Here is a 13,162-nt window from a genome sequence, read left to right as displayed (position 1 = left end):
CAACACGTCACGGGGCTTCGAGAAGTGTACCACGGCGGCCGCGTAGAATGGCGTGCCCGCCCCGGAGGTGACCCGTGGCCGCCCGCGTCCTCATGTGCCCGCCCGACCACTACGGCATCGAGTACGAGATCAACCCGTGGATGAACCGCTCCCTCGGGGCCGGCCGCGAGCACGCCTTCACCCAGTGGCGCGCCCTGCGTGACACGCTGCTGTCACTCGGCGCCGCGGTCGAGGAGCTGACCCCGCGGCCGGGCCTGCCGGACCTCGTGTTCACCGCGAACGCCGGGCTCGTGTTCGGGAAGAGGTTCCTCAGCAGCCGGTTCCGGCACGAGGTTCGCGCCCGCGAGTCGCCGGTGTTCGACGAGTGGTTCGCGGCGCACGGGTTCACGGTCGAACACCTACCCGAGGGGATGTATCACGAGGGGGCCGGCGACGCCCTGTTCTGCGGCGACACCCTGTTCGCCGGCTACCGCACCCGCTCGGCCGCGGCCGCGCACCAGTGGGTCGGCCAGGCACTCGGCGTACGCGTGCTGCCGGTCGAACTCGTGGACCCACGCTTCTACCACCTCGACACCTGCTTCTGCCCGCTCGCGCCAAGCGAAGCGCTCTACTTCCCTGGGGCGTTCGACGACTACGGCCGGAAGGTGCTGGCGGCACACGTGCCGAAGCTCATCCCCGTTGGTGAGGCGGACGCGGTGCGGTTCGGCTGCAACGCCGTGGTCGTGGGACGGACGGTGGTTCACAACAGCCGGTGCCCGGAACTCGGGGCCGCACTGCGGGCCGCGGGGTACGAGCCGGTCGAAGTCGAGCTCGACGAGTTCCTGAAGGCCGGCGGCAGTGCCAAGTGCCTGACGTTGCGCCTCGACGGGGAGGAGGCCGCGGGGTGGAAGCAGCGGGCGGCGGGTTCGTAGGTTGACCGCAACCCGAGGAACCCCGTCCATGAAGATCACCGCCGTCGAAGCGATCGTCCTCCGCCTGCCGAACGTCGTCGCCGCCGCGGACGGCACCCAGGACACCTGTCTCGTCCGCGTCGACACCGATGCCGGCATCTCCGGTTGGGGCGAGGTCGATTCGAGCCCCGAGGTGGTGAAGGCCGCCATCGACGCGCCGATGAGCCATACCCAGGCCTCGGGCCTTGGGCGCGTGGTGGTCGGGCTCGACCCGCTGGCCGTCGAGGTGTGTAACGAGCGGATGCGCCGCGCCGCCGTGTACTTCGCCGGCGGCGGCGTCGCCGTTCACGCGATGGCCGGCATCGACATGGCCCTGTGGGACATCGCCGGCAAGGCGCTCGGGCAGCCGGTATACCGGTTGCTCGGCGGGCCGTTCCAGACGCGGTTCCGGGCGTACAGCAGCGTGCTGTTCGGCGACACCCCTGCCGCGACCTACGAAGCCGCCCGCCGCTGGGCCGACCGCGGGTTCACGGCCGTTAAGTTCGGCTGGGGGCCGATGGGGCAGTCCGAAGCCGGCGACGTGGCGCTCGTCCGCGAGGCCCGGCGCGGGCTCGGCGACGGGATCGACCTGCTGGTGGACGCCGGCGAGTGCTTCGACGCCCGCACCGCGATCCGCCGCAGCCACCAGTTCGCCGAGTTCCGCCCGTACTGGCTCGAAGAGATGCTCCACCCCGCCGACCTGGCCGGGTACAGGCAGCTGTCCGCGGCGAGCCCGACGCCCATTGCCGCGGGCGAGACGGAGTGCCGGCTGAGCGAGTTCGTGCGGATGCTGGACGAGGGCGGGCTGGACTGGGTGCAGCCGGACCCGGGGCGGTGCGGGATCAGCACGATGCTGGCGGTCGGGCGGGCGGCGCGGGAGCGGTTCAAGCGGGTGTGCAACCACAGCTTCAAGAGCGGCATCACGATCGCCGCGAGCCTCCACGTGATGGCCGCGCTGCCGGGCGTGGACGTGTTCGAGTTCTGCATGGCCGACTCGCCGCTGCGGCACGACCTGACGCGCGAGGTGTTCGAGGCGCCGGGCGGCTGGGTGACGGTGAGCGACGCGCCGGGCCTCGGCGTGACCATCAACGAGGCGACGGTGGCGAAGTACCGCGTGAAATAACGGCCGTAGAATTCCAGTGGCACGACCGCACACGAGGGCAAGCCATGAGGCTCGATCACATCGCCTACCGGGTCGCCGACCGCGACGCGACGGTGAAGTTCCTGTCGGACGCGTTCGGCTACACGTTCCAGGCCGAGTTCGACATCTTCTTCAACGACGAGAAGACGGACGCCGCCCGGTGCGTGGCGCTGGAGCCGCCGGAGAAGCCGGGGAAGCACGCGGCGTTCTCGCTGCCCGGGCCCGACGGCGTGGTGTACCACCTGGCCCCCGAGGTGTTCGTGAGCGAGGGGACGCCGGGGAGCATCGTCGGCAACTGGGTCGCGGCCCGCGGCGGCGTCGGCGGCATCCACCACCTGGCGTACGAGGTGCCGGACGTGGAGGCGAAGCGGCAGGAGTGGGTGGCCAACGGCTGGGGCGACTTCACCTCCGACCACGCCTTCAAGTGCGACGACCTGACCCAGATCTTCACCACCCCGCACCGGCTGACCGGCGTGATCTTCGAGTTCATCGAGCGAAAGGGATACGGCTTCTGCGCCGCGAACGTGAAGGAGTTGATGAAGAGTACCGTCGCCGCCGACGGGAACATGAAATGACGCCAGTGGGGTACAATCCGCCCTCAGCATCAATGAGGACGCCACCAGGGAAAGTCTCATGCAGCGTGAGCAGTCTCGGGCACACGCGGAAAACACTTGCCTCTTGCAATCCGATCGAAGCTGGGTGATACTCTCTGAAATTGGACATCATCCTTGAGCGAGACCTATTCAGTGAAAGAGATAGGCGAGCAGTTTGAGGCGCTCATTTATCGAGCGATTCGGCAACAAGCCGAGGGGGCAATCACCGATCTGGTCGACGATGTTGTGCAGAATGCGGTGGACAAGTACGTCAATGACTTCGTTAAAGAGGAGTATAACAGCGACTTCATTTGTAGCCTTATTCACCGCGTACTCGACAAACGGATTGATTTGGAGCAGGAGATCGACAACAGCATTAGTGATCTAAGCAGGTCCGCAGAAGTTCTTTCACAAGACGTTCCCCAACCAGAAGTCGTCAGAGAAGACGCCGGCGGTCTTCAAGGCCCACGCGGGTGACTGGCTCTCGAGGTAAGCGATGAACCGCTCGACCTGCTCCTCCAGGGTGGCGTACTGCTTGTCGGCACTCACCACGTCCTTGGCCTGGCCCCACAACGTGTCCATCGGGTTGAGCTGGGGTGCCCGCTTGGGCAGCCACAGCAACTCGAACCCGAACTCGTCGGCCAGCCGGACCGACCCCTTGGCCGTATGGCTCGGGTCCTCGTCCAGCAGCATCGCCACGTGCCAGCCCCGGTAGGAGCTGCGCACCACCCGCAGGAACGCCTGGAAGTCGGCCGCCCGCTGGTGCTCCCGGGGCACCAACAGCCGGTGGCCGGTCCGCAGGTTCATCGCCCCGAAGACCACCCGCCGGCCGTTCCGCCCGCAGAGGAGAACCTCCTTGGGCTGGCCCCGGGGCGACCAGGCGGACCGCAGCGGCGGGAACAGCAGCAGGTCGGTCTCGTCCTCCGCCAGGACGACGCTACGTGCCGGCAGTCGCCGGATGTGCCGCCGGATGCGCCTCTTTTTTCCCCCCGAACTCGGGGTCCGGGTCGAGGGTGTAGCGGGACCGCTTCCAGCTGTACCTCATCCGCTGCAACTCGCGCCGGAGGGTGTCGTCGGAGAACGGCCGGCCGGTGCGGCGGGTCAGGTGCTCGCGGAGCAACGGGACGGTCCACTGGGCGGCGAAGTAGCCCACCTCCTGGGGAGAGCGGCCCAGGAGTTCGCGGAGCAGCTCCCGGTCCGACGGGGTCAGCAGGCGGGGCCGCCCGGACCGGTCGCGGTCGGCGAGGGCCGCCGGGGCGTGGTCACGGCCGTAGGTCGCGACCCAGTGGTAGACCGCCCGGAGTGTGACCCGGAGCCGGCCGGCGACGGAGGCGACCGGTTCCCCATCGGCGACCCCCAGGACCGCGAGGGTGCGGCGGTACACGCGGGCATCGCGGGTGGAGCGGAGTTGCTGTTCCAGGTGCCGTCGCTGCCAGTACGTCAGTGTCAAGGCGTCCACGGCCATCCTCCCCTACCCGGGAGGCTACCACGATAGGGCCGCTTGCGAAAGAACTTCTGCGGACCTGCTTAGTCGCCGAGCGAGTTCATGAAAACGTTGAAAGTGAGATCCAAGACATCAAGATTGGGGAGAAGAGTTACCTGGCGTGGTTGACGGAGGTCGTGATTGAACGAATCATTGAGAAAGATTCGATACAGATATTCGTGGAAGAGTGTGTTAAGACGCAGATTCAACAGGCTGCCCAAAGGATATTCGCAGCTGGGCTATCTGGTCTAAACGCAGCTACTATTACTTCGCCTCCTCGATCGGGCGCGTGAACAGCGGCGTGCCGTCGAACAGGTTGCGCGGCTTCAGCGTGAAGCCCACCCACTCCGTCAGCGCCGCCCCGCGGGCCGCGTCCACGCCGCCGGGGCCGAAGTCCTCGTCGCGCGGGGCGTGCAGGCCGCCCACCGAGTGCCACACCGTCGCCCGCTCGCCCGCCAGCGGCCGCCCGCCCGCCGCCAGCAACGGCACCTTGTAGTAGTGCCGGAACACGTCCGGCGTCCGCGTCACCCAGTAGTCGTAGTTGATGAAGTCCATGTCCACGTATTTCGTGTTCCCCAGCGGCAGGAACTCCGACGCCGCCCCCGTCCGGCTCGACATCAGGTCGTAGGCGATCGGCTGGCCGCGCGTGTTCTTCACCGCCTTGCTCTCCGCCCGCAGCGTCGTGAACTCCGTCGCCACCCACTTCGCCTTCCCCTCCCGCGGCTCCGTCACCGCCTTGCCCGCTGCGTCCACGCCGGGGAAGGGCAGCGGCTTCAGCCCGAACTTGCCGTCGGCGAACTTGCGGCTCACCAGCTGGATCGCGTTCTGATCGCCGCCGCCGAGGTTGCGGTCGGGGTCGTGCAGGTCGAACTCCATCCGCCAGCAGCCGAAGTGGGCGTGGACGTCGCCGTCCTTCGTGCGCATGGCCCGGTGCGGTACGCCCTTCTCCTTCGGGAGCACGGCCCGGTCGAACAGGTTGTGCGCGGTGAACCCCAGCCGGCTGACGATGCGGCCGTCGTCGGTGAAGTTGTACTCCATCAGGAAGGCGTAGTTCCCCGACCGCATCGCGGCCCACAGTACCAGCTTCTCGCCGCCGCGGGCGTGAACCTTGTCGTACACGCCCATCCAGCGCAGGCCGTCGTAGTGGAGCTCCTGGTACACCTTGCCGTCGTGGTCGGCGTTGGTCGACGCCAGAATCTTCCCTGGGCCGACGCACAGTGGGCCGAGGAAATCCTTGTTGGCCTTTAGCATCGGGGTGCCGATCTTGGCCACGTCCAGGAAGCACGTCTCCTTGTTGTCGTACTGGCTGAACGCCTCCGCCAGCATCAGGTTCCGCGCCACCACCAGCGACCGCGGCTGCTTCTTCGCGTCCTTCCACGAGAACCTGGCGCTCACGATCCGCAGCACCCGGCTGTCGCTCATGCCGCCGCGGCGCGTGAGATTTGGGATGTCCCAGGTGACCTCCCAGCCGGTGTCGCTCTTGGCGGGGTCGTCGGGGTCGAACCGGGCCGCGGGGAAGCCCATCTTCACGACCTCCGGCGGGCCGGTCGTCTCGGGCGGCGGTGGCTTCACCCCGCCGAAGTGCTTGCTGAAGTCGGCGTGCTCCCTGTTGAAGCGGTCGTAGAAGGCCTTCAGCTGCGCCGGGGTCGCGCCGTCGGCGAGGCTCATGACGGCCTCGTACTTCACGCCGTTGCCGCCGGTCGCCAGGAAGGCGCGCGAGTAGATGGCCTTGCGGTTCCAGTCGTTGATGCGGTCGAGCGTCGCCTCCGCGGTCAGCCGGCCCTTCGGGTGCGTGACGTGGAAGTTGACGTACTTCGCCTTGTCGTTGAACGACGCGAAGTACGGCGTGCCGACGAGGTCGTAGGTGAAGCCGTTCGCGCCGTCGCCCTTCTCGTACTCGAGCTTCAGGGTCGTCTTGAGGAACGCCTCGAAGTCGGCCGACGTGAACGCCTTTGCGGGCGTGTCCTGGGCCGGGGCGAGGGCGGGTAGGACGAGGCAAGCACCCAACAACGCGAACCACCGCGGCATGACCGGCCCCCCGGGTCGGGACGAAGCGCACGTTGTGACGGGGAGGAGTGGTAGTGTCGCCGCCGCGAGAAAGGCTGTCAAGCGATCAGCCGCCGTCGCCGGACTGCGGCACGGGGCCGCCGAGGCTCCGCCAGATGTACCAGGTGCCGACGCTGCTGTACGGCTTCCAGTGGCCGCACAACTCCGCGACTTCCGCGGGTGTCGGTAGTGCTGCCAGCTCGAACGCTTTCATCACGCCGGCGCGCAACCCGTAATCGCCGACCGGCAGCACGTCGGGCCGGGCCAGGCCGAACATCAGGAACATGTCCACGGACCAGTTGCCGATCCCCTTGATCGCCACCAACTGCTTCCGCAGCGTCAGCTCGTCGCGCTCCTCGATTCCGGGCAGCAACTCGGGGTTGCTGCCGACGTGTTCGGCGACGGCCCGGATGGCGCGCTGCTTCGGCCCGGACACGCCGCAGGCGCGGAACTCGGCCTCGGTCAGCGCCAGCACCCGCTCGCGGCCGAGCGGCGCCCCGCCCAGCGCGGCGAGGAGCCTGTCGAAGATCGACTTCGCCGCCTTCGTCGAAATCTGTTGGTAGACGACGCAGCGGACGAGCATGGTGAACGGGTCGTCGCTCGCCGGCGCCCAGGTGCAAGGGCCGACCTGTGCCACGAGTCGCTTCATGACCGGGCACTTGCGCGTGAGGTGGCGGACGGCCTTGGCGTGCGGGTTGGTAGTGGACATGCGGCCATTGTAGCACGCGGGGCGGGCGGGTGCTTACAATCTCGGCACGCTTCCCCCTCCCCGGAGACCCGCCCGTGCCCACCAACGCGCCACTGAACCGCAAGCTCCGCATGGGCCTGATCGGCGGCGGCCAGGGGTCGTTCATCGGCCGCGTCCACGCCACCGCCGCCGTCCTCGACAACCGCGCCGCCCTCGTCGCCGGGGCGCTCTCCTCCGACGCCGCCCGCGCGAAGGCTTCCGCCGCCGACTACGACATCGCCGAGGAGCGCGCCTACACCTCCTTCAAGGAGATGGCCGCGGCCGAGAAGAAGCGGCCGGACCCGGTCGATTTCGTGTCCGTCGCCACACCGAATCACACGCACTTCGAGATCGCCAAGACGTTCGCCGAGGCCGGGTTCAACGTCATTTGCGACAAGCCGCTGACGTTCGACCTCGCGCAGGCCGAGGAGCTGCTGAAGGTGGTCGAGAAGTCCGGCGTCGTCTTCGCCGTGACGCACAATTACACCGGCTACCCGCTCGTGCGGCAGGCCCGCGAGATGGTGCTGAACGGCGAGCTCGGCGAGATCAACGCCGTCCGCAGCAACTACATCCAGGGCTGGCTCCGCACCCGGCTGGAGAGCGACAACCAGAAGCAGGCGGCGTGGCGGACCGACCCGTCGAAGAGCGGCATCGCCGGCTGCTTCGGCGACATCGGCACCCACGCCTACAACCTCGGCCGCTACATCACCGGGCTCCAGCCGAAGCAGATCAGCTGCCTGCTGAAGGTGTTCGTCGAGGGCCGGGCGCTGGACGACTACGGCGTCGCCGCGGTGCGGTTCGAGAACGGGGCGCTCGGCACGGTGACGGCGAGCCAGATCAGCCACGGGCGGGAGAACGACCTGTTCATCGAGGTGGACGGGACGAAGGCGGCGCTGGAGTGGCACCAGGAGGAGCCGAACAAGCTGATCGTGCGGAAGAACGGCGAGCCGCACAAGATCTACACCCGCAACGGCGGCCCGTACCTGGGGGCGGCGGCGGGGGCGGCGTCGCGGCTGCCGAGCGGCCACCCGGAGGCGTTCTTCGAGGCGTTCGCCAACGTGTACACCACGGCCTACGACGCGATGGTGAAGCGCGCCGCGGGCCAGAGCTTCGAGACGACGAACACGGTGTACCCGAACGTGTACGACGGCGTGGAGGGAATGCTGTTCATCACGAAGTGCGTGGAGAGCAGCAAGGCCGACGGCGGCTGGGTGCCGTTCCGCCACCCCAAGAGCCGGGCCTAACCGTGTGCCCGGTTTCCAACCGGCCGTGGTCAGCGCGGCCGGTCGGAAACCGGCCCCAGGTCTGCAACCAGCCGGGCCGTGAAGGCCACCGACCCGCGGTGCAGTGGGTGGTGCGAGTCCATGAAGTCCGACTCGGCGAGCCAGTCGCGGGCGTCGATCAGACGCACGCCGTTCTCCCGCGCCACGTCCGCCACGTACCCCTCGAACCGGGCCAGCGCCGCGGCGTTGTAGAAGGCGCGGAAGGTCGGCCCCTCCGGCGAGAACACCAAAACAGGCGTGATGCCGCGCTCGCGGCACAGCTTCAGCGACGCCCGCAGGGCGCGGTCGGCCTCCGGGCGAACGGTCACGCGCTTCAGGGCCGCGCCAAGGGCCCGCGTCTGAACGACCAGCCTCGCCGCTCGATCCTCCTCGGTCACGTCGATGATCGGCGTCGGGTTGCCTCCATAAGGGAGCGGCGGGATGATGCCGGCGAACGGCTCGGCGACACGGGTGAGTCGGGCCGGCCGCGTCAGTCGGAAGCGGAGGTAGCTCAGGTCGAGTTCGCCCGGCGGCGTGTAGCGGTGAATGCCGGCCAGGTCGCGGTGCGTGAGGTGGTGAGCCAGGAACGGGGCGTTCTCGCTCACGCAGAATGCCGGCATCACCTCGAACACGACCACGTCGGGCCGCACGCCGTCGGCGAGGAGGCGCGACAGGACGACGCTGTTGAGCACTGGCCCGGCGCCGAAGTGCGAGGCGTTGAACCACAGCACCGGGCCGCCGGCCGGGTCCGGGAGCGTGTCGGGGGAGAACCCCTGCACCATCCGCGAACTGCCGATGACGACCGCGAGCGGCTTGCCGGGGTTCTCGGCGACGCGGGCGCGGAGGGTGTCGCGGCGCTGGAAGTAGTCGGGATCGACGACCTCAGGGCGGACCGTCTCCACCCCCACCCATGCGGCAGACAGGATCAGAGCGGTGGCAAGCGGGGTGAGGAGCACCGCGAAGCGCGCCCGGCGGGCGCGGGTCGCTCGTAGCGCCGGCCGCGCGAGCGCGGGGCGCGGCCGGCGCCAGCCGGCGAGCGGGCGGACAAGTGCGGCGCGCATGCCGATGGTATCGGTCGCGCGGGTGAGGCAACTTGAGTCGTTACAGCTTGACCACGCTCTTGTCGCGGATCGACGCCTCCGCGGCCTCGATCATCCGCTGCGCCGTCGCCGCGTCGGCGAGCGTGCTCAGCGGCTCCGCCCCGAGCCGCAGGCAGTCCACCAGGAAGTGCCGCACCTCGTTCATCACCGAGCCTTGGTATGCCGTGTACGTCTGACTGTGAACTAGCCCCGGCTTGATCTCGACGTGGTCGCGGTAACTGTAGCGCGTGCTGCCGGCGGTGCCGATCACCTTCACCATCACCGTCCACGGGTCGGCGGCGTGGTCGTCGGCGGCGAAGCTGGCGCAGAAGTGGGCCAGCGCGCCGTTCTCCAGCCGCATCTGCACCATGGCGATGTCCTCCTCCGGGTACTCCTGGTAGTGGAGCGTCGCCTTCATGGCGCACAGCTCGACCGGCTTCCCAACGAGGTACAGCAGGATGTACGAGTGGTGGGTGAGGATCTGGCGCACGACCCCAGGGTAGCGCTTGGCCACCTCCTCGGGGTGGTGGATGTTGTACATCACGTAGGCCGACACGATCTTGCCCAGGTCGCCGTTCCGTACCAGGTCGCGCGTCCGCTGCATCGACTGCTCGTAGATGTAGTTGTGCCCCGGCACCACCACGAGCCCCTTGGTTTTCGCCAGTCGGTCCATCTCCTCGATCTCGGCGACCGACACGCCGACCGGCTTCTCGACCAGGACGTGCTTGCCGTTCTCGAGCGCCAGCTTCGTGTACTCGAAGTGCGTTTCCAGGTTCGTGAGGATGAATACGGCATCGACGGCCGGGTCGGCGCAGGCCTCGGCAGGGGTGGCGTACACCTTGCACCCGAACTCGGCGGCGCGTTGCTTGGCGCGGTCCTGGGAGCGGTTCCACAGGCCGACGAGGCGGGCGCCGGGCACCTTCTTGACGGCGGCGGCGTGGAGGACGGCGATGTCGCCGGCGCCGATGAAGGCGACGCCGGGGGAGTCGATGGGCATGCGCGGGGCTCCGGGAGGGAGAAGACGTTATAGCGGCGCGTCAAATCCCGTACGCGCTGAGGAACGCCTTCGCCTTCCGGGCCGTGTTCACCGCGTCGTGGCTGTGCCGGCTCAGCTCGACGTACACCCCGCCGGCGTACCCCGCGACGCGCAGTCCGGCGAACACGTCCGCGAAGTCGACCTCGCCCTCGCCGAACATGACGTGGTCGTGGACGCCGCGCCGCATGTCCTCGATGTGGACGTTCCAGAGGACGTGCTTCCAGTCGGTGAGGAACCGGCTGACGGGCAACTCGCCGTTGCAGACGAGGTGGCCGATGTCGATGGTGAGGCCGAACGCGGGGTGGTTCACCTTCGCGTGCAGCTCGGCGAACTTGTCCATCGTGTCGATGAACATGCCCGGCTCGGGCTCGAACGCGAGGCGGACGCCGGCGGCGGCTGCGGCGTCGGCGAGGCGCTTGCACATTTCGACTAGCCGGCTCATGAGCTCGGATGGTGGCGCCGCACAGACGGGGGCGCCCGACCAGTAGCTGACGCAATCGGCGCCAATGGTCGCGGCGGCGTTCACACATCCGTGAAGGAAGTCGAGTCGTACCTGCTGCTCGGCCGCTGTCGGGCTCAGAAGCGTCGGCTGGTGCTTGCGACGTGGATCGAGGATGAACCGGGCGCCGGTTTCGATCACGCAGCGCAAGTCGAACCGGGCGAGTTGTTCACGGCAGTCAGGGAGTTGGCGGTCGCGGTCCGGTGCGAACGGGTCGAGGTGGTGAACATCGAGCGTGAGGGCGATGCCGCCGTAGTTGAGCTCTGCAAGGATGGCGACGGCGTCGGCGAGGTGGTGGTGGGCGAAGCCGTTGGTGTTGTACCCGGCGAACATGGTCAGCCTACCGCTTCCACCAGTTCGATCTCCGGCACCCGCGCCCGCAACTCGGCCTCGATCGACCCGAGGAGCGTCCACACCGTCGCGGGGCAGCCGCCGCAGACGCCGGCGAGCCGGACCGAGGCGATGCCGTCGGTCACCTCGACGACCTCGATGCGCGATCCGTCCAGGGAGAGGGCGGGGGCCACCTCGTCGCGGAGGGCTTGTTCGACGCGGGAACGTAGGTCCATCGGTCGATTCTCCGGGCGAATTCGAGCCACACCTATCCTACGAAAGTCGGCCCAGCCGCGAACCCTGTACGGGGCAGAGGGGTTTCCCTAAGTCTTACTGTGACCGCACGATCCGCCCCACGAGCCACCCCCCGCGATGTCGCACCCGGCCGGGACCAGCCGCCCGTTCGCCCCCCTCGGTTCGTGGGTGCCCGGCGACTCCGCCCCGACCGACGACCCGGCCGCTCTCCGCGCCGCGGTTAGCGATCTGGGTTCGCCCGTCGTCGTCGTCGAAACCAAACACGGCCCCGCTATCGCGGCTGGTGGGCGCGTTCAACTGGGCGCCGCGGACGGCGTGCCGGTGCTGGCGTATCTGCCGCCGCTGCGGCCGGAGCAACTCGGCGACCCGACGTTCCGCGCCGATCACGCCCTCCGCTTCGCGTACAAGACCGGGGCGATGGCGAACGGCATCGCGTCGGCCGAGGTGGTGATCGAGATGGCGAAGGCGGGGATGCTCGGCAGCTACGGCGCCGCCGGCCAGTCGCTGCCGCGGATCGCGCAGGCCATCGACGAGATTCAGGCCGCGGTCGGCGGCGCGACGTACTGCGTCAACTTGATCCACAGCCCCGGCGAGCCAGCGCACGAGATGGCGACGGCCGAACTCCTGTTGCAGCGGGGCGTGCCGCTGGTGGAGGCCAGCGCCTACCTCGACCTCACGCCGGCGATCGTGCGCTACCGGGTGGCTGGGTTCAAGGGCGGCGTCGGCGGCATGGCGTACCCGCTGAACCACGTCATCGGGAAGGTGAGCCGCGTCGAGGTGGCGACGAAGTTCCTTTCGCCGCCGCCCGAGCGCATCCTCAAGGAACTGGTCGCCGCCGGGCACGTCACTGCGACGCAGGCCCAACTCGCGGCTCGCTTCCCGGTCGCCGACGACGTGACGGTCGAGGCCGACAGCGGCGGCCACACCGACAACCGCCCGGCGATCACGCTCCTGCCGACGATCCTGGCCCTGCGCGACAGGTTGCAGGCGCAGTTCAAGTACGCCACGCCGCCGCGCGTCGGGTTGGCCGGCGGCATCGCCACGCCGTCCTCCGTGGCCGCGGCCTTCGCCATGGGTGCGGCCTACGTCGTGACCGGCAGCGTGAACCAGGCGTGCGTCGAGTCCGGCAGCTCGGACGCCGTGCGGAAGATGCTCGCCGAGGCGGGTCAGGCCGACGTGACGATGGCCCCCGCGGCCGACATGTTCGAGATGGGCGTGAAGCTGCAGGTGCTCAAGCGCGGCACCATGTTCCCGATGCGTGCGCAGAAGCTGTACGACCTGTACCGCGCCTATCCGAGTTGGGAAGCGATCCCGGCCGCGGAGCGCGTCCAGGTTGAGAAGACGCACCTGAAGGCGTCCTTCGAGCAGCGGTGGGACGAGACGCGCGCCTTCTGGCAGGGCCGCGAGCCGGGTCAGGTGGCGAAGGCGGACGCCGACCCGCGGCACCTGATGGCGCTCGTGTTCCGCTGGTACCTGGGGCTGTCGAGCCGGTGGGCGAACGCGGGCGAGCCGACGCGGCAGCTCGACTACCAGGTGTGGTGCGGCCCCGCGATGGGGGCGTTCAACGAGTGGGCGAAGGGCTCGCCGCTGGAGAGCCCCGCGAACCGCACCGTGGTGGGCGTCGCGCTGAACCTGTTGGCCGGGGCGTGCGTCGTGCTGCGGCGCCAGGCGCTGCGGCAGCAGGGCGTGAACTTCCCCGACGAGTGCTTCGCCCTCGCACCCGTCGATCGCGCCGAGATCGAACAGCGTCTGAGCTAGAGCGGCCGTGTCGCCCCCGCGCTT

At 68.8% G+C, this 13,162-nt stretch carries 13 protein-coding genes; 5 read left to right on the top strand and 8 right to left on the bottom strand.

Annotation, left to right across the window (positions count from 1 at the left end; all coding sequences use genetic code 11):
• Positions 1-92 precede the first annotated feature (92 nt).
• The 3 genes from ETAA1_RS20195 to ETAA1_RS20185 are packed head-to-tail and all read left to right on the top strand — an operon-like array spanning position 93 to position 2,645.
• Entirely contained in the window at positions 93-911 is an 819-nt protein-coding gene (locus ETAA1_RS20195; protein ID WP_145244727.1) for a dimethylarginine dimethylaminohydrolase family protein, read from the top strand.
• Between the two features lie 28 nt (positions 912-939).
• On the top strand, positions 940-2,052 hold the full coding sequence (locus tag ETAA1_RS20190) for a mandelate racemase/muconate lactonizing enzyme family protein (RefSeq protein WP_145241636.1): 1,113 nt from the start codon (positions 940-942) through the stop codon (positions 2,050-2,052).
• 44 nt (positions 2,053-2,096) lie between these two features.
• Positions 2,097-2,645 (top strand): VOC family protein, encoded by a 549-nt coding sequence (locus ETAA1_RS20185; RefSeq protein WP_145241635.1) that lies wholly within the window; start codon positions 2,097-2,099, stop codon positions 2,643-2,645.
• Positions 2,646-3,071: 426 nt separating this feature from the next.
• Here the strand turns inward: ETAA1_RS20185 and ETAA1_RS20180 are convergent, their stop codons facing one another.
• From ETAA1_RS20180 to ETAA1_RS20165, 4 genes are all read right to left on the bottom strand, one after another.
• Positions 3,072-3,593, bottom strand: coding sequence for a transposase (locus tag ETAA1_RS20180; protein WP_261342025.1), 522 nt, complete (start codon positions 3,591-3,593; stop codon positions 3,072-3,074).
• A gap of 7 nt (positions 3,594-3,600) precedes the next feature.
• Positions 3,601-4,128: a helix-turn-helix domain-containing protein gene (locus tag ETAA1_RS20175; RefSeq protein WP_145241631.1), complete on the bottom strand. Its 528-nt coding sequence runs from the start codon at positions 4,126-4,128 to the stop codon at positions 3,601-3,603.
• 282 nt (positions 4,129-4,410) lie between these two features.
• Positions 4,411-6,174, bottom strand: coding sequence for a copper amine oxidase (locus ETAA1_RS20170; protein WP_145241629.1), 1,764 nt, complete (start codon positions 6,172-6,174; stop codon positions 4,411-4,413).
• 85 nt (positions 6,175-6,259) lie between these two features.
• Entirely contained in the window at positions 6,260-6,901 is a 642-nt protein-coding gene (locus ETAA1_RS20165; protein WP_145241627.1) for a DNA-3-methyladenine glycosylase family protein, read from the bottom strand.
• Positions 6,902-7,011: 110 nt separating this feature from the next.
• On the opposite strand from ETAA1_RS20165, the gene ETAA1_RS20160 reads away from it, so the two are divergent.
• On the top strand, positions 7,012-8,163 hold the full coding sequence (locus ETAA1_RS20160; protein WP_145244726.1) for a Gfo/Idh/MocA family protein: 1,152 nt from the start codon (positions 7,012-7,014) through the stop codon (positions 8,161-8,163).
• 29 nt (positions 8,164-8,192) lie between these two features.
• Here ETAA1_RS20160 and ETAA1_RS20155 read toward each other — a convergent pair whose 3' ends face one another.
• Genes ETAA1_RS20155 through ETAA1_RS20140 form a run of 4 tightly spaced genes read right to left on the bottom strand, consistent with a single transcriptional unit; the run spans position 8,193 to position 11,361 of the window.
• Positions 8,193-9,242, bottom strand: coding sequence for an SGNH/GDSL hydrolase family protein (locus ETAA1_RS20155; RefSeq protein WP_145241625.1), 1,050 nt, complete (start codon positions 9,240-9,242; stop codon positions 8,193-8,195).
• A 40-nt stretch (positions 9,243-9,282) separates the two neighbouring features.
• Entirely contained in the window at positions 9,283-10,257 is a 975-nt protein-coding gene (locus ETAA1_RS20150) for a Gfo/Idh/MocA family protein (RefSeq protein ID WP_145241623.1), read from the bottom strand.
• A gap of 40 nt (positions 10,258-10,297) precedes the next feature.
• Positions 10,298-11,128 carry a sugar phosphate isomerase/epimerase family protein gene (locus ETAA1_RS20145; protein WP_145241621.1) on the bottom strand — a complete coding sequence of 277 codons (831 nt, stop codon included), beginning with the start codon at positions 11,126-11,128 and terminating at the stop codon, positions 10,298-10,300.
• A 2-nt stretch (positions 11,129-11,130) separates the two neighbouring features.
• Positions 11,131-11,361: a NifU family protein gene (locus ETAA1_RS20140; RefSeq protein ID WP_145241619.1), complete on the bottom strand. Its 231-nt coding sequence runs from the start codon at positions 11,359-11,361 to the stop codon at positions 11,131-11,133.
• A 136-nt stretch (positions 11,362-11,497) separates the two neighbouring features.
• Between ETAA1_RS20140 and ETAA1_RS20135 the strand changes: the two genes are divergently transcribed.
• Positions 11,498-13,138, top strand: a complete 1,641-nt coding sequence (locus ETAA1_RS20135) for a PfaD family polyunsaturated fatty acid/polyketide biosynthesis protein (RefSeq protein WP_145241617.1) — start codon at positions 11,498-11,500, stop codon at positions 13,136-13,138.
• Positions 13,139-13,162 lie beyond the last annotated feature (24 nt).

Origin of the sequence: Urbifossiella limnaea (assembly GCF_007747215.1) — a bacterium.
Lineage (GTDB): Bacteria > Planctomycetota > Planctomycetia > Gemmatales > Gemmataceae > Urbifossiella > Urbifossiella limnaea.
The sequence above is the reverse complement of the archived record's forward strand: the minus strand, read 5'-3'. Positions and strand labels throughout refer to the sequence as shown.

Coding starts and splice junctions, on each gene's coding strand:
- ETAA1_RS20195 (WP_145244727.1), top strand. CDS start 93: ATGTGCCCGCCCGACCACTACGGCATCGAGTACGAGATCAACCCGTGG.
- ETAA1_RS20190 (WP_145241636.1), top strand. CDS start 940: ATGAAGATCACCGCCGTCGAAGCGATCGTCCTCCGCCTGCCGAACGTC.
- ETAA1_RS20185 (WP_145241635.1), top strand. CDS start 2,097: ATGAGGCTCGATCACATCGCCTACCGGGTCGCCGACCGCGACGCGACG.
- ETAA1_RS20175 (WP_145241631.1), bottom strand. CDS start 4,128: ATGGCCGTGGACGCCTTGACACTGACGTACTGGCAGCGACGGCACCTG.
- ETAA1_RS20170 (WP_145241629.1), bottom strand. CDS start 6,174: ATGCCGCGGTGGTTCGCGTTGTTGGGTGCTTGCCTCGTCCTACCCGCC.
- ETAA1_RS20165 (WP_145241627.1), bottom strand. CDS start 6,901: ATGTCCACTACCAACCCGCACGCCAAGGCCGTCCGCCACCTCACGCGC.
- ETAA1_RS20160 (WP_145244726.1), top strand. CDS start 7,012: ATGGGCCTGATCGGCGGCGGCCAGGGGTCGTTCATCGGCCGCGTCCAC.
- ETAA1_RS20155 (WP_145241625.1), bottom strand. CDS start 9,242: ATGCGCGCCGCACTTGTCCGCCCGCTCGCCGGCTGGCGCCGGCCGCGC.
- ETAA1_RS20150 (WP_145241623.1), bottom strand. CDS start 10,257: ATGCCCATCGACTCCCCCGGCGTCGCCTTCATCGGCGCCGGCGACATC.
- ETAA1_RS20145 (WP_145241621.1), bottom strand. CDS start 11,128: ATGTTCGCCGGGTACAACACCAACGGCTTCGCCCACCACCACCTCGCC.
- ETAA1_RS20140 (WP_145241619.1), bottom strand. CDS start 11,361: ATGGACCTACGTTCCCGCGTCGAACAAGCCCTCCGCGACGAGGTGGCC.
- ETAA1_RS20135 (WP_145241617.1), top strand. CDS start 11,498: ATGTCGCACCCGGCCGGGACCAGCCGCCCGTTCGCCCCCCTCGGTTCG.